Origin of the sequence: Thioalkalivibrio sp. ALE20 (genome assembly GCF_000381405.1) — a bacterium.
GTDB lineage: Bacteria > Pseudomonadota > Gammaproteobacteria > Ectothiorhodospirales > Ectothiorhodospiraceae > Thioalkalivibrio.
The window spans coordinates 38,967-58,650 of record NZ_KB906480.1; the positions used below are offsets into that span (position 1 = coordinate 38,967).

21 protein-coding genes and 1 tRNA gene are annotated in these 19,684 nt (G+C 65.9%); 4 read left to right on the forward strand and 18 right to left on the reverse strand.

Annotation, left to right across the window (positions count from 1 at the left end):
• Positions 1-21 precede the first annotated feature (21 nt).
• The 11 genes from flgJ to F790_RS0112095 all read right to left on the reverse strand — a co-directional run bounded on the left by flgJ (position 22) and on the right by F790_RS0112095 (position 9,625).
• A complete protein-coding gene (flgJ, locus tag F790_RS0112045; protein ID WP_019591812.1) occupies positions 22-1,098 on the reverse strand; it encodes a flagellar assembly peptidoglycan hydrolase FlgJ in 1,077 nt (358 codons plus the stop codon).
• Entirely contained in the window at positions 1,098-2,273 is a 1,176-nt protein-coding gene (locus F790_RS0112050) for a flagellar basal body P-ring protein FlgI (RefSeq protein WP_026332949.1), read from the reverse strand. The genes flgJ and F790_RS0112050 overlap by 1 nt, the downstream gene beginning before the upstream one ends.
• A 60-nt stretch (positions 2,274-2,333) precedes the next feature.
• Positions 2,334-3,035: a flagellar basal body L-ring protein FlgH gene (gene flgH / locus F790_RS0112055; protein ID WP_019591814.1), complete on the reverse strand. Its 702-nt coding sequence runs from the start codon at positions 3,033-3,035 to the stop codon at positions 2,334-2,336.
• A gap of 4 nt (positions 3,036-3,039) precedes the next feature.
• On the reverse strand, positions 3,040-3,828 hold the full coding sequence (gene flgG, locus F790_RS0112060) for a flagellar basal-body rod protein FlgG (protein ID WP_019022250.1): 789 nt from the start codon (positions 3,826-3,828) through the stop codon (positions 3,040-3,042).
• Positions 3,829-3,871: 43 nt separating this feature from the next.
• Positions 3,872-4,612, reverse strand: coding sequence for a flagellar basal-body rod protein FlgF (gene flgF, locus F790_RS0112065; protein WP_019591815.1), 741 nt, complete (start codon positions 4,610-4,612; stop codon positions 3,872-3,874).
• Positions 4,613-4,647: 35 nt separating this feature from the next.
• Positions 4,648-5,904, reverse strand: a complete 1,257-nt coding sequence (flgE, locus tag F790_RS0112070) for a flagellar hook protein FlgE (RefSeq protein ID WP_019022252.1) — start codon at positions 5,902-5,904, stop codon at positions 4,648-4,650.
• 34 nt (positions 5,905-5,938) lie between these two features.
• Positions 5,939-6,634: a flagellar hook assembly protein FlgD gene (locus F790_RS0112075; protein ID WP_019570795.1), complete on the reverse strand. Its 696-nt coding sequence runs from the start codon at positions 6,632-6,634 to the stop codon at positions 5,939-5,941.
• Between the two features lie 10 nt (positions 6,635-6,644).
• A complete protein-coding gene (flgC, locus tag F790_RS0112080; RefSeq protein ID WP_019570794.1) occupies positions 6,645-7,067 on the reverse strand; it encodes a flagellar basal body rod protein FlgC in 423 nt (140 codons plus the stop codon).
• Positions 7,068-7,088: 21 nt separating this feature from the next.
• Positions 7,089-7,496 carry a flagellar basal body rod protein FlgB gene (gene flgB / locus F790_RS0112085; RefSeq protein ID WP_019591816.1) on the reverse strand — a complete coding sequence of 136 codons (408 nt, stop codon included), beginning with the start codon at positions 7,494-7,496 and terminating at the stop codon, positions 7,089-7,091.
• Between the two features lie 188 nt (positions 7,497-7,684).
• A complete protein-coding gene (locus F790_RS0112090; protein WP_019022256.1) occupies positions 7,685-8,500 on the reverse strand; it encodes a protein-glutamate O-methyltransferase CheR in 816 nt (271 codons plus the stop codon).
• A 195-nt stretch (positions 8,501-8,695) separates the two neighbouring features.
• Positions 8,696-9,625 (reverse strand): chemotaxis protein, encoded by a 930-nt coding sequence (locus F790_RS0112095; RefSeq protein WP_019591817.1) that lies wholly within the window; start codon positions 9,623-9,625, stop codon positions 8,696-8,698.
• Between the two features lie 223 nt (positions 9,626-9,848).
• Between F790_RS0112095 and flgA the strand changes: the two genes are divergently transcribed.
• From flgA to F790_RS0112115, 4 genes are all read left to right on the forward strand, one after another.
• Complete coding sequence (gene flgA / locus F790_RS0112100; protein WP_019591818.1) at positions 9,849-10,517, forward strand: flagellar basal body P-ring formation chaperone FlgA; 669 nt, start codon at positions 9,849-9,851, stop codon at positions 10,515-10,517.
• Positions 10,518-10,609: 92 nt separating this feature from the next.
• On the forward strand, positions 10,610-10,927 hold the full coding sequence (gene flgM / locus F790_RS0112105) for a flagellar biosynthesis anti-sigma factor FlgM (RefSeq protein WP_018871227.1): 318 nt from the start codon (positions 10,610-10,612) through the stop codon (positions 10,925-10,927).
• Positions 10,928-10,931: 4 nt separating this feature from the next.
• The gene (locus tag F790_RS0112110; RefSeq protein ID WP_018945704.1) at positions 10,932-11,414 is read left to right on the forward strand and encodes a flagella synthesis protein FlgN; all 483 of its coding nucleotides are present in this window, start codon (positions 10,932-10,934) and stop codon (positions 11,412-11,414) included.
• An 80-nt stretch (positions 11,415-11,494) separates the two neighbouring features.
• A complete protein-coding gene (locus F790_RS0112115) occupies positions 11,495-12,211 on the forward strand; it encodes a flagellar brake protein (RefSeq protein WP_019591819.1) in 717 nt (238 codons plus the stop codon).
• A gap of 71 nt (positions 12,212-12,282) precedes the next feature.
• Here the strand turns inward: F790_RS0112115 and F790_RS0112120 are convergent.
• From F790_RS0112120 to recA, 7 genes are all read right to left on the reverse strand, one after another.
• Positions 12,283-12,373: transfer RNA gene (locus tag F790_RS0112120), tRNA-Ser, on the reverse strand.
• Between the two features lie 111 nt (positions 12,374-12,484).
• Complete coding sequence (csrA, locus tag F790_RS0112125) at positions 12,485-12,688, reverse strand: carbon storage regulator CsrA (protein WP_019022261.1); 204 nt, start codon at positions 12,686-12,688, stop codon at positions 12,485-12,487.
• Between the two features lie 62 nt (positions 12,689-12,750).
• Positions 12,751-14,001, reverse strand: a complete 1,251-nt coding sequence (locus F790_RS0112130; protein ID WP_019591820.1) for an aspartate kinase — start codon at positions 13,999-14,001, stop codon at positions 12,751-12,753.
• 91 nt (positions 14,002-14,092) lie between these two features.
• The gene (gene alaS / locus F790_RS0112135) at positions 14,093-16,708 is read right to left on the reverse strand and encodes an alanine--tRNA ligase (RefSeq protein ID WP_019591821.1); all 2,616 of its coding nucleotides are present in this window, start codon (positions 16,706-16,708) and stop codon (positions 14,093-14,095) included.
• A 577-nt stretch (positions 16,709-17,285) separates the two neighbouring features.
• Complete coding sequence (locus F790_RS0112140; protein WP_018871233.1) at positions 17,286-17,576, reverse strand: GIY-YIG nuclease family protein; 291 nt, start codon at positions 17,574-17,576, stop codon at positions 17,286-17,288.
• Between the two features lie 303 nt (positions 17,577-17,879).
• Positions 17,880-18,371 carry a regulatory protein RecX gene (locus F790_RS0112145; protein WP_019590337.1) on the reverse strand — a complete coding sequence of 164 codons (492 nt, stop codon included), beginning with the start codon at positions 18,369-18,371 and terminating at the stop codon, positions 17,880-17,882.
• Positions 18,352-19,401, reverse strand: a complete 1,050-nt coding sequence (gene recA, locus F790_RS0112150; RefSeq protein WP_019022264.1) for a recombinase RecA — start codon at positions 19,399-19,401, stop codon at positions 18,352-18,354. The genes F790_RS0112145 and recA overlap by 20 nt, the downstream gene beginning before the upstream one ends.
• Between the last annotated feature and the right edge of the window lie 283 nt (positions 19,402-19,684).

The window sequence follows — 19,684 nt, forward strand, 5'->3', positions numbered from 1 at the left end:
GCGATCCGTGTTATGCATGCTTCACCCCTCGACCGGGTTATCGGCCGCGCCGGCCGAGACTTGAGCATGGACCGGCTCGCGGGCCTGCGCCACCCGGTCACGCAGATCCAGGATCTTTTCCGCATAGCGCGGATCGGTGGCATAACCCGCCGCCTGCAGCTCGCGCACGTAGGTCGCGTCGTCGCCTGCCTGCAGGGCCCGCTCGTAGCGCGGATTGCTACGGATGAAGTCGACGTAGTCCGCGAACGAGCGTTCCGGATCGTCATAGGCGCGGAAACGCGCCTGTTCGCGCTGCGCCACACCGTCGCGGTACTCCAGGGTACCCACCGAGACCGACTCCCCGCTCCACGAACGATCGGCCTTGATGCCGAACAGGTTGAAGCTGGGCTCGCCGTCCGTACGGCTGGGCACATGCTGCCCCCAGCCGGTTTCCAGCGCGCTCTGCGCCAGCAGCACCGATGCATCCACACCCAGCTCGGCCGCGGCCCGTTCAGCCGCCGGCCCGAGCTTTTCCAGGAATTCGTCCGGATTGCGCGGCGGCCAGTCGACCGGGGCTCCCCCGGCCGCCTCCGGCATCGACCGCGGCGCATCGCCCGCCCCGGCCTGTTCCGCCGTCCCGCCGGGGCCCGCCCCATCCAACGCATCCGTCTCATCCGCAGGCGCCGCGGGCCGTTCCCCGTCCTCACGCGGCCGCATGGGGGTCAGGCTCTCGTTGCGCCGTGGCGCCTCGAGGTTCTGCTGGCGTTCCGGATCGTGCAGGACCTCGGGATCGGTGGGTGCATTGCGCTCCATGTCACGGATCAACGCCTCGCGCAGCCCGAGACCCTCACCCTGACTGACGGAGCGCGCGACCTCCTGGTCGAACATCTCCTGATACATTTCGGTCTGTTCGTTCTCGAAGATCCCGTCGCCCAGCGAAGCCTCGCGCATCTGCTTGAGCATCTGGCCGACCAGCATCGCCTCGAACTCGCGTGCCACCGCCTCCATGCCCTCGCGCCCCCCGCCGCGCGCGGCTCGCGAAAGCTCGTGCAGCCCCGACGGATCGGACGCCATCGCCGACTGCGCCTGCATCCGGCTTTCTCCGCTCGGCCCGATCATCAGATCACCACCAGCTCCGCCCGCAGCGAGCCTGCCTCGCGCAGGGCCTGCAGGATGGCCACCAGGTCGCTGGGTGCCGCGCCGACGTTGTTCACCGCACGCACGATCTCGTCCAGCGAGGTCCCCGCGTCGAACAGGAACATCGGGTTGTTCTCCTCCTCGATCGCGATGTCGGTCTCCGGCTGGATCGCGGTCTCGCCCGGGGCCAGCGGCAGCGGCTGCACCACTTCCGGCGATTCGGTAATGGTCACCGTGAGGCTGCCGTGCGACACCGCGGCCGGCGATACCTGCACGCTGGAACCGATCACCACGGTGCCGGTGCGCGAGTTGACGATCACTCGGGCCGGGGCCTCGCCGCGCTCCACCGGCAGGTTTTCCAGTTCCGCGACGAAGCTGACCCGCTGACTGGGGTCCGACGGCGCCCGAACCTGCACCGACGAACCGTCCAGCGCCCGAGCGGTGCCCGCGCCGAAGGTCTCGTTGACCGTCTCCGTCAGGCGCGTGGCCGTGGTGAAATCGGGCCGGTTGAGATCCAGGGTCACGGTGTCGCCGGAGGCGAACGCGGTCGGCACCTCACGTTCCACCGTGGCCCCGTTGGGGATGCGCCCGACACTCGGCACGTTGACCGTGATGCTGGACCCGTCGCCGCCCTCGGCATCGAACCCGCCGACGATCAGGTTGCCCTGGGCAATGCCGTAGGTCTCGCCATCGGCGCCCTTCAGCGGGGTCATCAGCAGGGTGCCCCCGCGCAGCGAATCGGCATTGCCCATGGACGACACCGTTACGTCGATCTCCTGGCCCGGCTTGGCGAATGGCGGGAGGTCCGCGGTCACCATCACCGACGCGGCATTCTGCAGCTGCGGGTTGGCCCCCTCGTCCGGGGTCAGACCGAGCTGGGTCAGCATGTTGTTGAGGCTCTGCACCGTGAACGGGGTCTGGGTCGTCTGGTCACCGGTGCCGTCCAGCCCCACCACCAGGCCGTAGCCAATCAGCTGGTTCTCGCGCACGCCGGACACGCTGGCCAGGTCCTTCACCCGCTCGACGATGCCCGAACCGCCGTGGTGCGGCTGCTGTGCCATGGCCTGCTGCTGGATCGCGGTCTGCGCGGCCGCACCCTGCAGCCCGAGGGCCACCAGGAAACCGGCGGAGCCCGCCAGCCACGCGAGCTGACGCATCCGTTCGCGGATCCCCTCACGAAACCCGTTGCGCGTTTGTGCGTTCATGTCCACCTCGTCCTAAAAGGGCCACAGCGGGCTGTTGAAGAAACGGGTGATCCACCCGGGGGTGTTGCTGTCGGCAATGAAGCCGCTGCCGCCATAGGAAATCCGGGCGTCGGCCACCTGTCCCGACAGCACCGTGTTGTCGGCATTGACGTCCTGCGGCCGCACGATCCCGCGCAGCCGCACGTATTCCTCGCCCTGGTTGATGCCCAGCCATTTCTCGCCCTGGATCACCAGGTTGCCGTTGGGCAGAACCTCGGCCACGGTCACCGTGATCTCCCCCTCCAGCTGGTTGCTCTGGCTCGAATCGCCGCCGCCGTCGAAGCCGCGCGAGCTGTTATTGCTCACCCCGAACAGCGGCCGCCCGCTGCGGGTCGCCTCGCCGCCAAAGGCCTCGAGATTGCCCAGATCCAGGTCCGAATCCTTGCTGGTGCTGGTGGACGACGATTTCTGCGCGTCGGTGCTCTCTGCCAGGACCACGGTCAGGATGTCGCCGACCCGGGCAGCCTTGGGATCGGTAAACAGGCCGTGCGAATGCGAAGCCTGATAGATGCTGCCGTTGTTCTGGGCCTGCGGGACCGGTTCCGGCGGCTGCACGGCGTGATACTCGGGCGCATCGCCGGGGGTGGTGTCGTGCGGCATGCTGGCGCAGCCGCCGAGCAGGACCAGGGCCAGCGGAGCCAGCCAGCGGATGAGGGACAGCGTCGCGCGGTTCATGCGATCACCCGATGGTCTGATTGATGAACTGCAGCGACTGGTCGGCGCTGGAGATGGCCTTGGAGTTGACCTCGTAGGCCCGCTGGGTCTCGATCATGTTCACCAGCTCCTCGGCGATATTCACGTTGGAGGTCTCCAGCGAGCCCTGGATCACCGTGCCTACGCCGTTGAGCCCGGGGTTGGCCTGCTGCGCCACCCCGGAGGCCGCGGTCTCCTTGAAGATGTTCTCGCCCACCGCCTCCAGGCCGGCGGGGTTCACGAAGTCCGCCAGCTGGATCTGCCCCAGGTCCACCGGTTCGGCCTGCCCCGTAATGCGCGCGGTCACGGTGCCATCCTTGCCGATGTCGATCGACTCGGCATCATCCGGCACGAACAGGCCCGGCTGCAGCGGATAGCCGTTGGACATCACCACCTGGCCGTCGGAATTCACCTGGAAGCTGCCGTCGCGGGTGTAGCCGATGTCACCGTTGGGCATCAGCACCTGGAAGAAACCGTCGCCCTCGATGGCGACGTCCAGCGAGTTCTCGGTCTGCTGCAGGTTGCCCTGTTCGAACATCTTTTCGGTGCTGACCGTGCGCACGCCGGTGCCGATCTGCAGGCCCGAAGGCAGCTGCTGATCCTGGGTCGCCTGCGCGCCCGGCTGGCGCACGGTCTGGTAGATCAGGTCCTCGAATACCGCCCGGTCCTTCTTGAAGCCGGTGGTGCTCGAGTTGGCCAGGTTGTTGGCCACGGTCGACATGCGCGTGTCCTGCGCGTCGAGTCCGGTCTTGGCGATCCACAGTGCCTGGTTCATGGCGTTTCTCCTGTCAGTCGGGGCCGCGTCGGGATCATCCCGGTCAGCCCATGCCGAGCAGCCGGTTGCTGCTCTGTTCCAGCGTGTTGGCGGTGTCCATCATCTTGATCTGGGTCTCGAAGGTTCGCGACAGCTCGATCATCCGCGTCAGCGCCTCGACGGTGTTCACGTTGCTGCTCTCGAGCGTGCCGGATACCAGCGTCACGTCCGCGTCTGCCGCGGCCTCTTCACCGTCCGGCAGGCGGAACAGTCCGTCCTCGCCCCGTTCGAGATCCTCGACATCCGGATTGACCAGACGGATGCGCTCCACCGCCGCGAGGGCATCCGCCGGGGCGCCCTGGGGCCGGACGCTGATGGTCCCGTCGGTGCCGATCTCCACCTTCTCCGCCGGCGGAATCGCGATCGGCCCGCCGTCACCCATCACCTGCATCCCGTCCGCGGTGCGCAGCAGACCGAAGCCGTCCACCTGCAGGTTGCCGGCGCGGGTGTAGCCTTCCTGCCCGTCCGGCCCCTGCACGGCGATGAAGCCCTCGCCCTGGATGGCCACGTCCAGATCACGCCCCGTACTGCGCAGCGTCCCGCGAGAGAAGTCGGCCGCCTCGTTCCCCACCTGTACGTAATCGCGCGTGTCGTAGACCGGGCCGCGCACCGGGACGGTGTCCGCGGTGGCAAGTGCCTGCCGGAAGCCGTCGGTATTGGCGTTCGCCAGGTTGTGATTGTTGACGGCCTGGGCGTGCTCGACCTCCCGGGCCCCCGACATCGCGATGTAGAGAAAACGGTCCATGGTTCGGCCTCCCGCAGGATCCTCCGGTTACCGCCCTAGCGGATATTGATGATGGTCTGGGTCACGGTGTCGGCCGTGGAGATGGTCTGGGAATTGGCCTGGAAGTTGCGCTGGGCCGTGATCAGGTTCACCAGCTCCTGCGCGATATCCACGTTGGAGGCCTCCAGGGCCCCGGCCTGGATCTGCCCGGTACCGCCCGCACCCGGCGCGTTCACCGTGGGTCCGCCTGAGGCGAAGGTCTCCGCCCAGTTGTTGTTGCCCAGCTGCTCAAGGCCCTGCGGGTTGTCGAAGTTGGCCAGCGTCACCTGGCCCAGCACGTCCGACTGCCCGTTGCTGTAGCGGGCGAACACCACGCCCTCGTTGTCGATATCGATGTCGGTCAGCGTGCCCGGGGCAAACCCGTTCTGATTGAGATCGCTGACACCGAAGTCGGACCCGTACTGGGTCGTCCCATCGAAAACGATAGAGACCTCATCATCGTCCTCGAAGTTACCGCCGGGAAAGAAAGAGAAGGTTACGTCCTCCTCATCCGGAGGGTCGCCATCTTCATCCACCAGCTCACCATTACTACCGAAAAGCAGCTGCGCGGGGAAATCCCCATCTTCGACCACTTCACCGTTGACCGCGACGTTGACCTCCCACTCGTTGTCATCGGTCTTGGTGAAATAGACCTCCGCGTCCTGGGCCTCGCCTTGGCCGTTGTACACCGTCAGCGAAGTGGAAAAGTTGTAGCTGTCGGGGACGGCCACGCCGTCATCAGTATCGAAGCCATCGTCGATTACCGGCGCATCGGACTGCAGGTTCAGCCGGGCATCGATCCGGGAAGTCACCTGTGGCGAACCCTCGCCGGTCTGCAGCCGCAGGTTGTCCGGGGTTCCACCCAGATCGGCGGGATCGGTATCACCGTCTTCGGCGATGTATCCCTGCAGGTTCTGGCCCTGGCTGTTCACCAGGAAGCCCTCGCGATCCACCTGAAACTCGCCGGCGCGCGAGTAGAGCGTGTTGCCGCCGTCATTGAGCTGGAAGAACCCCTCCCCGTCGATCGCCAGATCCAGGCCGTTCTCGGTGAACTCGGTCTGCCCCTGGGTGAACTGCTGGGTCACCGCCAGCAGGCGCGACCCGGCACCGGTGGCGGTCTGCGCGGTCCCGCCGAAGGACTGCGCATAGACATCCCCGAATTCGGCACGCGATTGCTTGAACCCGGTGGTCCCCGAGTTGGAGATGTTGTTGCCGGTCACGTCCAGGTCGGCCTGGGCCGAGTTCAGTCCGCTCAATCCGATGTTGAAGGGCATGTTCCGTTCCTCCGGTTGTTTTTTGTGTCGGGCGTCAGCCGGAAATCCGGCGTACGTCCGAAAAATCGATCTCGCCCACACCTTGCACATTCAGTGCCAGGCCGTTTTTCTCCCCGCCCATGGAGACGCTGTCCACGCGCTGGTTAAGAAAGGTCTCCAGCGATTCGGTGCGCTCCCCGCTGCGCGCGGTCGCCCGGACCTCGTAGACCCCGGCCGGCGCGCGCTGGCCGTTGTCGGTCAGGCCATCCCACTGGAAGTCCTGCAGCCCGGCGCCCATCGCGCCGAGATTCATGCGCCGCACGCGCTCGCCGGCCCCGTTCATGATCTCGACCTCCACCGACTCGGCCGAGGCCCCCAGTTCGAACGCGCCGCTCATGCCGCCCTCGGGGCCCAGCTGGCCGAACTCCACCGGCACCAGCACGTCCTTGCCAACCAGATTTGCGCCCTGCACCGCCTGGTTCTGTCCCATCGACTGGGCGAAGCCCTCGAACGACTCGTTCAGCTGCTGGATCCCGGTGACGCTCGAGAACTGCGCCATCTGCGCGATGAAGTCCCCGTTTTCCATCGGCTCGAACGGGTCCTGGTTCTGCAGCTGGGTCGTCATCAGCTTGAGGAAGTCCTCCTGTCCCAGCTGATCCGGCCCGCCTTCCTTCTCCTGACGGTCTCGCTGGGCCTGGCGGTCAGTGCGAATCCCCGCCCCTTCCAGCATGTCGGGTGTCAGTCCGTTCATTTCCGGTCTCCTAGCCTTGTCCGCCCATCTGCAGCGTGCGCATCATCAACTGGCGGGTGGTGTCCATGACTTCAACGTTGGCTTCGTAATTGCGCGAGGCCGACATCATGTTGGCCATCTCCTCGACCACGCTGACCGCCGGGCGAAAGATGTAGCCATCGTCGTTTGCCTTCGGGTGATGGGGCTCGTAATGCATCTGCGGCTCGGCATCCGACTCCTCGATCCCGGCCACCCGCACCGGCGTCGCGGTACCGTCGCGGCTGGCCTGGTCCATCGCTGCCTGGAACAGCACGTGTTTCCCGCGATAGGCCTCCTCGGCGCTGCCGGCCGCCGTGTTGGCGTTCGCCAGGTTCGAAGACACCGTATTCAGCCGCGCCGACTGTGCCGTCAGCGCCGAAGCCGAGGTATTGAACAGATTGAACAGATCACTCACGGCAGTGGCCTCCCGTCAGGTTCAGCGATTGCCCCGGAAGGCATCGCGAATGCCGGAAACCCGGCGATTGAGAAATTCGAGGCTGCTCTGGTACTTGACCGAGTTCTCGGCGAACGCCGCCCGCTCCATCTGCGGATCCACGGTATTGCCGTCCAGAGACGGCTGCGAAGGGATGCGGTACTTGAGCTCGGCCCCGGTGCCCGCGGCAGCCGTCCCCGGATCCTGATGACCCGCGCGGGTCTGGCTGAGCTGAAGCTGGCCACCATCACCCGAAGCCGCCTCCAGCTGGCTGCGAAAATCCAGGTCGCGCGCCTTGTAGCCGGGGGTGTCGGCATTGGCGATGTTCGAGCTCAGAACCTCCATGCGCTGCGAACGCAGGTTCACCGACTCCGGCAGAATCCCGAGCGCCTTGTCCAGCGATATGCTCATCCCGTTCCGTCCGGCCCGCGCATGGCGGGCATCCGTTGCCTGACCACGACGATGCAATCGCCGTGCCATTGGCTGCCGGCAAAAGGGGAAAAAGGATAGGGAGGGACACCGGCACGCGGCCGGCCACGCGGCGAATCACCGCGCAGGGAACGAGCGCCGGGCCCGTTGCAGGCCCGGCGTGGAGGGGTTCAGCCCTTCAGCCGCAGGACCGAGCCGTACTCGGTGCGCACGGTTTCGTACGCCTTGCTGTAGGGCCCGACCGTCTCGGAAGCGCCAAGAAACAGATAGCCACCGGGGTTGAGCTGCTTCGCAATACCGTCAAGGACCTGACGCTTGGTCTCGGCGGAGAAATAGATCAGGACGTTACGGCAGAACACGATGTCGAACTTGCCCAGCGCCGCGTAGCTGTCGACCAGATTGAGTTTCTGGAACCGGCAGCGGCGCTGCACCTCGGGGATGATCTTGTGCCCCTCGGGCACGGTCTGGAAGAACCGGGACCGCCGCGACTCGCTCAGCCCGCGCACGATGCTCAGACCGTCATAGACTCCCTTGCGGGCGTCTTCCAGCACGCCCTCGGACAGGTCCGTGCCGAGAATGCTGACGGGCACCACCCGGCGCGGGCGCGAGGCCTCCCATTCCGAGACCACCATCGAGATACTGTAGGGCTCCTGGCCACTAGAACACCCGGCCGACCAGACCTTGATCGACGACCGAGTGGACGCCAGCTCCGGGAGGATCACGTGGCGCAGGATCTCGAACGGAAAACCGTCGCGAAACCAGGAGGTTTCGTTGGTGGTCATCGCATCGATGACGCGCGTGCGCAGCTTCGGGCTGGGCGCCTTGCGCAGCGCGTGCAGCAGTTCCGGCACGTCCTTGTAGCCAAATTCATCCAGCAGGCGGGACAGCCGGCTGGACACCAGGTACTGGCGGCTGTCCCCCAGCACCAGGCCACAGCACTCGGAGAGAAAGCGCGCGAATTCTTCGTAGTCACGGGAATCGATCACGCACACATCTCCGCCTTGACGCGTGCCGGGCCCGTCCGCCGTCCGCTGGTTGTTCGGTTCGATGATTCCATGCCGCCACAGTATAGGGCTTCGAGGCAACCTTGCGGAAGTCCGCAGCCTGCAAAGGGGCGGCAAGCGCCGGCCACCCGCCCCGGCCGGGCCGGCAACCGTTCGCCCCCGGCAACCACCGACATCTCAGGCGGTCTTGTTGATCTGTTCCAGGACCGCACTGGCCAGTTCGTCCGGGTTGAACTTGGAGAGGAACGCATCCGCACCGGCCCGACGCACCATGTCGGTATTGAATTCGCCGCTGAGCGAGGAATGCAGCAGCACCCGCAGCGGTCGCAGGCCCTCGTTCTCGCGGATCTTTGCCGTCAGGGTGTAACCATCCATGCGCGGCATTTCGATATCCGAGATCACCAGCTCGACCGTGTCGTGGATCGGACCCTCGGCGGCTTTCTCCTCCAGGTAATCCAGGGCTTCACGCCCGTCCTTGCACAGCACGTAGGGCCACTCGAGCCCCTGGATGGCGCTTTCGATCTGGCGGCGAGCCACCACCGAGTCGTCGGCGATGACGATTTCCCGACGCTCGGGTGTCTGCTCGGCCACTGCGGAACGCACGCTTTCCGACACCTCGGTGGGCAACGGATTGACCAGCGACAGCACGCGCTCCACGTCGATGATCTCCACCAGCTTGTTGTCGAGTTCGGTGACCGCCACCAGAAACGACTCGCGCCCCGTGCCGCGCGGCGGCGACTTCACCTGGTCCCAGTTGACGTTCACGATGCGATCCACCGCCGATACCATGAAGCCCTGCACCGAGCGATTGAACTCCGTCACCACGACCTTCTGCTGGCCGTCCGCCCCGGCCCGCGTCGACTGCATGCCCATCGCCCGCGCCAGATCGATGATCGGCACGGTCTTGTCGCGCAGGGTGGTGACCCCCCGCACCACCCCGGCGGACCCGGGAATCTGGCGCAACTGCGGCAGCGGAACCACCTCGCGCACCTTGAACACGTTGATCCCGAAGGTCTGCGTGCCGCCCAGATAGAACAGCAGAAGCTCCATCCGGTTCTGCCCGACCATCTGCGTGCGCTGGTTCACGTCGTCAATAAACTGACTCACGGTTCTCGCCCCCTGGGTTGTTCTCCCTGCTAACGGCCGCGCCGGCGGGAGCTTGAACCACGCATCGGACGCGCAGGACAGGCGCCGGATGCCATGGCACAGAATCTGCATGTATTCCGTCACGAAGACACAGGGTCAACGGTGACCGGACATGCACCTTTTCAAGTTACAGGCTTTGCTCCCGTACCGCAGCCCGGGCCGCAGCGGGGGTGCGCTTCTTCTGATGCTCGCGCTCCTCGCCCCGACCGCGCAAGCGGAGATCGAGCCGGTGCAGAACATTCGTGACAGCGCGGAACGGTTCCTGCACCAGCAGCTGGGGGACCACAACGGCGACGATGTGGAGGTGCAACTCGGTCATGTCGACGACCGCCTGCGCCTCAAGCGCTGCGAAGAACCCCTGGAGGCCTCGCTGCCGCCCGGCGGCCGCCCGAGGGGCAATACCGCGGTCAACATCCGCTGTCCCGGGCCGGTGACCTGGTCGGTGTACGTTCCGGCCACCGTGGAACGCCACGCCGAGGTGGTGGTGGCCCGCCGCAATCTGTCGCGCCAGCAGACCCTGGGGCCGGGCGATCTGCGCATGGAGCGCATCGAGACGTCGCGCCAGGCCAGCCATTATTTCGAGGACGCATCCGAGGTGGTCGGTCTGCAGACCCGCCGCGCGATTCGCCAGGGCCAGGTCATCGGCCAGCAGCACGTTAAGGAACGTCAGGTGATCCAGCGCGGCCAGCGCGTTACCATCCTCGCCAGCAGCGGCAGCGTCACTATCCGCATGCAGGGCGAAGCCCTGGAAGACGCCACGGCCGGCGACTGGATCCGCGTGCGCAACACCTCCTCCGGACGCGAGATCGAGGGCGAGGTCCAGCCATCGGGCACGGTTCGCGTCGCCCTGTAGTAAAATGTGACGGAAATCCCGCAACCGACCCTACAGTTTCGGGCATTCCGGCCGATACACGAGCCAGACCAGTCAAACGACAGGACAAAGTCATGGATATCAAAGGCCCCAACATCAATGGCCTGCGCCCCGACAGCCAGAACGGCGGGGTCCGCGGCCGTGACGACGACGCCCGCACCGGCGGTAACGGGGTGGATCGCGCCGGCAATGGCGATGCCGCCAGCGGCGACGCCGTCACCCTGACCGGCGCCGCCCAGGCCATGAACGGCAGCGGCGAAGCCAGCGAGGCCGCACCGTTCAACGAGGCGAAGGTGGCCGAGATCCGCGAGGCGATCGCTCAGGGGAACTACCCGATCGACAACGAAGAGCTGGCCGATCGCATGATGGAAATCGAAGGCCTGCTGCGGTGATCCGGTGGTGACCGACGAAACCGGAATCCGTCCTTCCCTGGAGGAATCCATCCGTCTCGGACAACGGCTGGAGGATATCCTGCTGGAGGAAACCCGGGCCATTGAGTCACGCGAACCGGATCGGCTGCAGGCCGCGGTCCAGCGCAAGCAGGAACTGCTGCAGGCACTGGAAACCGAAACCCGCAAACAGCAGCAATGGATCGAAGCCCGCGGTGCCGAGTTCACCCCGGAAGGGGTAGCGCGGCTGTTCGCGCGTCTGGAGGGAGGAGAGCACCTCAACGACCGCTGGCAGGCGCTGCGGGCGACGATCGAACGCTGCAACGAACTCAACCAGGGCAACGCCCGGCTGATCGAACGCAATCAGCGCCGGGTGCAGATGTCCATGCAGATCCTGCGTGGCGAAGACAACGGACCGGCCACGACCTACGACCCCTACGGCAAGGCCCGTCATCGCCGTACCACCGGCCAGACCATCACCCGCGCCTGAGCCCGAGTTGGGCCGGAAAGGCGTGAACTCCGTCACAGGGTGTATGATGCGCGAACCCACTTCGGACGCGACGTGCCCTCATGGATGACAACGACTATACCGTCGACACCCCGGAACGCATCGGCCAGATACTGCGCGACCTGGACCACGGCCTGACGCTGGTCAGTATCCGCCTGGAAGAAAGCGGCCCGCTGCACACCTCGGCGCTGATCCGTCTGGATGCCGACGCACGACGTCTCTACCTCGACCAGCTGCAACCCCCTTCCCTCCACCAGCGGATCCGGCCCGGCCAGTCCCTGCGCGTCTTCGCGACCCTGCGCGGCGTGGCCGTGCGGTTTACCACCGAGGTCCGCCAGATCGTGAGCGAATCGCCGGGAGACCTCTACGAGTGTCCGTATCCCGCCGAACTGCAATACCTGCAGCGTCGCGAGACCTTCCGCGTTCATATCCCCCTGAGCAACCGCCCGACCCTGCAGATCCAGGGCGAGATGCACGAAGAACCGATCGAGGGATCGGTGGTGGACCTTTCGGCCGAAGGCATGTGCGTGGAACTGCCGAATGAAGTGCTGCAGGAGATCCCCTATGGCAGCCGCCTGGAATTCACCAACCTGCTGCTCCCGGACGTGCAGGAAAGGGTCTCCGGCGCCGTCAAACTGGCCAACTCGCGCCCTTCCACTCGCGAAGGCCATTCGTATGCTGGCTGCGCGATCATCGAGATGTCGGCCCGCCTGGAACGTGCCATCAACGTCGCCCTGCTGTTCTATCAGCGTGAGGAACGCCGCCGCGCGATGAACTGACCGACCCCGGCTTGCGTGCCCACAAAAAAGGCCCGCACGAGCATCACTTGCCGTGCGGGCCTTTTGCGTTTTGGCGGAGAGTGAGGGATTCGAACCCTCGATGGGCTTTTGACCCATACTCCCTTAGCAGGGGAGCGCCTTCAACCACTCGGCCAACTCTCCGTGACTGCGGTGCAGAGGATACGGATTCACGCTGCGGAATGAAAGCCCGCGCGGCCCCGAATTGATGATTTTAACTTCATTCGGGCCACGCGGAGATCGCAGCGTCGGACGTCACTCGTTCCCGCGATTGTCGCCGGAGCCGTGTTCCGAATCTTCGTCCTGAATCCGCTGAAAGATCTCTTCGCGATGAACCGCCACGTCCGGGGGCGCATTGATGCCGATCCGGACCTGGTTGCCCTTCACACCCAGAACGGTGACGGAGACGTCATCGCCGATCATGAGGGTCTCCCCCACCCGACGCGTCAGTATGAGCATGCTTTTCTCCACAGTACCTGTGTCGGACGAGGTCGGTCGCCCGGAATCCGTTGATTGAGTCGTCACCCCTGCCCCTTTGGTAGACCGGCTGGCTCCTCTTCGAGTTCAAAGGCATCGTGCAGCGCACGCACCGCCAGTTCGAGGTATTTTTCGTCCACGACCACCGAGATCTTGATCTCCGACGTCGAGATCATCCGGATGTTGATGTTTTCCCGCGACAGGGCCTCGAACATCCGGCTGGCAATACCCGCATGCGACCGCATGCCGACACCCACGACCGAGATCTTGACGATGTGGACATCGCCCGAGACCTCGCGGGCGCCCAGTTCGTCCGCTGCCCCCTGCAGCAGTTCCAGCGCCTTCTCGTAGTCGTTGCGATGCACGGTGAAGGTGAAATCGGTCGTGCGGCCGTCCTCGCCGACGTTCTGCACGATCATGTCCACCTCGATGTTGGCATCCGCCACCGGCCCGAGGATGCGATGCGCGACCCCGGGCTGGTCCGGCACGCCGCCCACCGTCAGCTGCGCCTCGTTCTGATTGAACGCGATTCCCGCGACCAGCGCCTGTTCCACCGCTGCATCCTCCTCCGTGGTGATGAGTGTCCCGGGTCCCTCGCCAAACGACGAAAGGACACGTAAGGGGACGTTATACTTGCCCGCAAATTCCACTGCCCGGATCTGTAGCACCTTCGAACCGAGGCTCGCCATCTCCAGCATCTCCTCGAAGGTCACTCGTTCGAGGCGCCGGGCCTGGGGAACCAGTCGCGGATCGGTGGTGTAAACCCCGTCCACGTCGGTGTAGATGCGACATTCATCGGCTTTCAGGGCCGCGGCCAGCGCGACGGCGGTGGTGTCGGAGCCGCCACGCCCCAGGGTCGTGATCGCCCCGTCCTCGTCCACGCCCTGGAAGCCGGCCACGACCACGATGCGCCCGGCCTCCAGATCGTCACGCACGCGGGCATCGTCGATACTGCGGATCCGCGCCTTGTTGTAGGCGCTGTCGGTGAGGATGGTCACCTGAGCACCGGTATAGGAGCGCGCCGGGCAACCCTTGGCCTCCAGTGCCATCGCCAGCAGGGCGATGGTGACCTGCTCCCCGGTGGACAGCAGGACATCCAGCTCGCGCCCGTCGACCCGCGGGTTGAGCTCGTTGGCCAGCCCCAGCAGGCGATCGGTCTCGCCGCTCATCGCGGACACCACGATCACCAGCTGATGGCCCTCCTCGCGCAGATGCAACGCGCGTTCGGCCACCGCCCGGATGCGTTCGGTCGTCCCGACCGAGGTGCCGCCAAATTTCAGTACCAGCAACGCCATTGCAGAATCCCTGTCCGGCCCGAAGGCGGCGCATTAAACACGAAATCGGGATGCATCCAAAGCAAACCCGCCCTTCCAATCCGGAATTTGGTCAGCCCAGCAATTCGCGAACGGTGTCCTCCACCGAGGCCAGCGCCGCCTCGAGTTTCTCGGGGCTCTGCCCGCCGGCCATGGCCATGTCCGGCCGGCCACCGCCCTTGCCGTCGACCTGAGCGGCCACGCGCCCGACGACATCGCCGGCACGGATACGGCCGGTCTCCTCCTTGGTGACCCCGGCCACCAGCGAGACCTTGCCTTCCTCGGTGGCGGTGCCCAGCACCACCACGGCACGGCCGAGCTTCTGCTTGAGCTGATCGACCATGTCGCGCAGGGCCTTAGGCTCCACGCCCTCCACCGGGGCCGCCAGCACCTTCAGGCCGTCGACCTCCACCGCACGGCTGGAGAGGTCGTCACCGGCCTGGCTGGCGAGCTTACCCTTCAGGCGCTCGATCTCCTTCTCCAGCTCGCGATTGCGCTCCTGCAGCTGACGCACCTTGTCCGGGGCGTCGGCGCGGCCGGCCCGCAGGCGGTCCGCCACCGCATCCAGATGCCCCAGCTGCTGATCCATCCAGCGCAGGGCCACCTCGCCGGCCACCGCCTCGACGCGCCGGATGCCGGCGGCGACCCCGCCTTCGACCGTAATCCGGAACGGCCCGATGTCGCCGGTGCGCTCCACGTGGGTGCCACCGCACAGCTCCACCGAGGAACCGATCTTCAGCACCCGCACCTCGTCACCGTATTTTTCGCCGAACAGGGCCACGGCACCCGACTCCATGGCCGAGTCGATGTCCATGATGCGGGTGTCGGTGGCCTCGTTCGCCAGGATCTCGGCGTTGACCTGATCCTCGATCGATTTCAGCTGCTTGGCCGTCAGCGGCTCCATGTGGGTGAAGTCGAACCGCAGGCGCTCGGAGTCCACCAGCGAGCCCTTTTGTAGCACGTGGTCGCCCAGCTGGTCGCGCAGGGCCTTGTGCAGCAGATGCGTGGCCGAATGATGGCGCTTGATGGCCTCGCGCCGCGGCCCCTCCACCGAGCCGGACAGGGTCTGGCCGACCTCCAGGGTACCGGCGCGGACCTGACCCACGTGCAGATGCGCCGCGGCCTGTTTGCGGGTGTCCTGCACCTGGAAGCGGACGCCGGAGCCCGACAGGGTGCCGATGTCGCCCACCTGGCCGCCGGACTCGGCGTAGAACGGCGTGCGGTCGAGCACCACGATGCCCTCTTCGCCGACCTCCAGGCGATCCACGGCCTCGCCCTCGCGGAACAGCGCCAGCACGCGGCCCTCGCCCTCCAGGTATTCATAGCCGCAGAACTCGGTCGTGTGGTCTTCCAGCCCCGGCAGGTTGCCGGTATCCATGCTGAAGCGGGAGGCGGCGCGCGCCCGCTCGCGCTGCTTCTCCATCTCCGCCTCGAAACCGGCCATGTCCAGTTCCAGGCCACGTTCGCGCGCGATGTCGCCGGTCAGGTCCACCGGGAAGCCGTAGGTGTCATAGAGCAGGAAGATGGTCTCGCCCGGGATCACCCGTCCCTCGAGATCCTTCAGGTCCTCTTCCAGGATCTTCATGCCGTGGTCGAGGGTTTCGAGGAACTTGCGCTCCTCCTTCTCCAGGACCTTCTCCACCTGCTCGCCGGCCTTGACCAGCTCGGGATAGGCCTCGCCCATGGTGTCGATCAGCGGGCGCACCAGGCGGTAGAGGAACGCATCCTCGGAGCCGATCTGGAAGCCATGACGCGCCGCGCGCCGGATGATGCGCCGCAACACGTAGCCGCGCCCCTCGTTGGAGGGCAGCACGCCATCGGTAATCAGGAACGCGATCGACCGGATATGGTCGGCGATCACGCGCAGCGAGGCGGAATCGGCTTCCTGCGCCCCGGTCACCCGCCGCGCCGCGGCGATGAGATCCTGGAACAGGTCGATCTCGTAGTTGGAATGCACGCCCTGCAGCACGGCCGACAGGCGCTCCAGCCCCATGCCGGTATCCACCGACGGACTGGGCAGCGGATTCAGCGTGCCGTCCGCGTCGCGGTCGTACTGCATGAACACCAGGTTCCAGACCTCGATGTAACGATCGCCATCTTCATCCGGCGAACCGGGCGGTCCGCCCGCCACTTCCGGACCGTGGTCATAGAAGATCTCGGTGCAGGGACCGCAGGGCCCGGTGTCGCCCATCTGCCAGAAGTTGTCCGAGCCACCGTCCGGATCGTCGCCGATGCGAATGATGCGTTCGGCCGGGACCTTGATCTCGTTGGCCCAGACGTTGTAGGCGTCGTCATCGGTCTCGTAGACCGTGACCCACAGCCGCTCGGGGGGCAGGCCCAGCACGTCGGTAAGGAAATCCCAGGCGTAGTGGATCGCATCGCGCTTGAAATAGTCCCCGAACGAGAAGTTGCCCAGCATCTCGAAGAACGTGTGGTGCCGGGCGGTGTAGCCCACGTTCTCCAGATCGTTGTGCTTGCCGCCGGCGCGCACGCAGCGCTGGCTGGTCGCCGCGCGGCTGTACGGGCGCTTCTCGCGGCCGAGGAACACATCCTTGAACTGGACCATCCCCGCGTTGGTGAACAGCAGGGTGGGATCGTTGGCAGGCACCAACGGGCTGGACGGCACCACGGTATGGTCGTGCTGCGCAAAGAAATCGAGGAAACTCCGGCGTATTTCGGCGCTCTTCATGCGTGTCCGGTCGGGTATGGGGTCAAAAGCGGAATCGTATCACGCTCGCCCCGGACCCGCGTATTGCCGCCTGCGGCCTCGGGCCATGCTGCAGAAGGCCAGCCCCCTGGCCGATGGGGCAGCGAACCGGACATTCCGACGGGACCCGTTCATGGTCATCGGGAGAAGCCCGCGACACGCCAGGGCGACGTCACCGCAAGCACTCCGGACCCGAAAGACCCCGTCATCCCGGGCAGCCCGGACCGGATATCACCACCGTCATCGCAAGTCGCCCATAACGGGAAAGGACGCCGTCATTGCGGGGCCCCGAAGGGGCCGTAGCAATCGCGGAAGGTTCGCCCGGTGCCCGGAGGGGGCCCGCCCAAGCCGATTGCTTCGTCGCTGCGCGACTCGCAATGACGGGACAGGGAACACATCGCAACGGCGGGACGGGGAACACGTCGCAACGGCGGGACGGGGAACACGTCGCAACGGCGGTGCGGGGAACACGTCATCGTGCCGAATCAGCAACGGTACCCAACAACGTCATTGCGAGGCCCCGAAGGGGCCGTGGCAATCGGCAACGCCCCCACCGCCTTCAACCCACAATATCGTCAAACAGATCCCGCCACTCCGGATTCACCTGTTCGATCAAAGCCACTTTCCTGCGGCGTGGCCCCGCCTTCAGCTGCTTTTCGCGCTCGATCGCGGAGGCCATTTCCTCGCAGCTCTCGAACCAGACCAGCCGATGCAGACCATAGCGGCTGGTGAATCCGGACACCGTCCCTGACCGGTGTTGCCAGACCCGCTGCACCAGATTGCTGGTCACACCTACGTAAAGGGTCCCGCCACGGCGGTTGCTCATGATGTAGACACAGGGCTGTTTCATCGCTCCCTCCCTGGGCGACTGGAGATTGATACCTGGCGGCCGAGACTCCTTTTCGGCCATTCATTCCGGCAACGGTCCGCGCGCGGATCCGCCCGACATCGACACCGTCATTGCGAGGGTCCGAAGGACCCGTGGCAATCCGCCGGCACCGTCCGGAACCCAAACGCGAGCCACGTCCGGAGATTGCTTCGTCGCGTCGCTCCTCGCAATGACGGGAACCACTCACAATGGCGGGAACCCAACCGGCCCCGACAAGCCCGGAAACCTGTCATTGCGAGGCCCCGAAGGGGCCGTGGCAATCCGTCAGGGATCGTCCTTCCACGCTGCAAGGGCCCGCCGGGCGACATCGCCGGGGAAACCGCGACCGGCCAGGTGGCGCAGCATGCGCGCTTCGTCCTCGCGGGCCTCGGGGGGTTGACGGAAATGCCGTTCGAGCTGGCCGCGGGCCTGTTCGACCCAGTCGACCTCCAGCGCCTCGATGGCGAGGCTCACGGTGTCGCCATCGATCCCGTTGTGCGCGAGCTCGGCGCGGATGCGCTGCTCGCCATAGCCCTGCCCGACCCGGTGGCGCGCCATGGACTCGGCGTAACGGGTCTCGTTGAGGTAGTCCAGTTCGCGCGCACGCTCCAGTGCGGCATCCACCGCGTCCCGCTCGAAGCCGCGCTCCGCCAGCTTGCGCGCGAGCTCCGGTGCAGCGTGTTCGCGCCGCACCAGGAGCTTGAGCCCGGCCTCCAGGGCCGCCTCGGGATCGGCCGGGTCGACCGGCGCCCCGCCCTTACGACGGGCTTTCGGCATCCTCGACCGCGGCCTCGGCGTCGTCCGCACCCTTGCCGCCGGCCGACGGCAGATAACGCTCGCGCAGGTTGCGTTCGAGCTCCTCGGCCTTGTCCGGGTTGTCCTTCAGGAACTGCCGGGCATTCTCTTTGCCCTGCCCGATACGTTCGCCGTTGTAGCTGTACCAGGCCCCGGCCTTGTCGATCAGGCCTTCCTTCACGCCCATCTCGATCAGCTCACCCACGCGCGAGATCCCCTCGCCGTACAGGATCTCGAAATGCGCCTCCTTGAACGGCGGCGCCATCTTGTTCTTCACCACCTTCACGCGGGTCTCGTTGCCGATCACCTCGTCGCCCTTCTTGATCGCACCGATGCGGCGGATATCCATGCGCACCGAGGAATAGAACTTGAGCGCGTTGCCGCCGGTGGTGGTTTCCGGGCTGCCGAACATCACGCCGATCTTCATGCGGATCTGGTTGATGAACACCACCAGCGTGTTCGAGCGCTTGATGTTGGCCGTGAGCTTGCGCAGCGCCTGCGACATCAGGCGCGCCTGCAGACCGACGTGCGAATCGCCCATCTCGCCCTCGATCTCGGCCTTGGGCGTGAGCGCCGCCACCGAGTCGACGATCACCACGTCCACCGCGCCGGAGCGCACCAGCATGTCGGCGATCTCCAGGGCCTGCTCGCCGGTATCCGGCTGCGAGACCAGCAGATCATCCACGTTCACGCCCAACTTCTCGGCATAGGTCGGGTCCAGCGCATGCTCGGCGTCCACGAACGCCGCCGTACCGCCGGCCTTCTGCGCCTCGGCCACCACCTGCAGGGTCAGGGTCGTCTTGCCCGAGGATTCCGGCCCGTAGACTTCGACCACGCGCCCGCGCGGCACGCCGCCGATGCCCAGCGCCACGTCCAGCGCCAGCGAACCGGTGGAGATCGAGGGCACATCCACCGCCTGGCGGTCCCCCATGCGCATCACGGCACCCTTGCCGAACTGTTTCTCGATCTGACCCAGCGCGGCCGTCAGGGCCTTCTTGCGATTCTCGTCCACGGTTTGCCTCCGGAATGGATAATGCTCGGGCGGTTAGGTGCGGGAGTATCCCACAGGCAGGGGGCGGACCCAAAGACATCGGAACTCACCCCGAAGCAACCTCCCCCACCTCTGCCCCCGAGATCCTCCCCCCCACTTCTTTTGTGACTCATGCACCTTGACCAGCAACAACACATACGGGAGGGTTTTCCGACAAACTACGCCCTGACCCTGGACTGAACCACGGAGTGGTTAATGCCTTCTCGCAATGGACTGTTCTTCACCCTCGCGCGTGCGGGGGTGG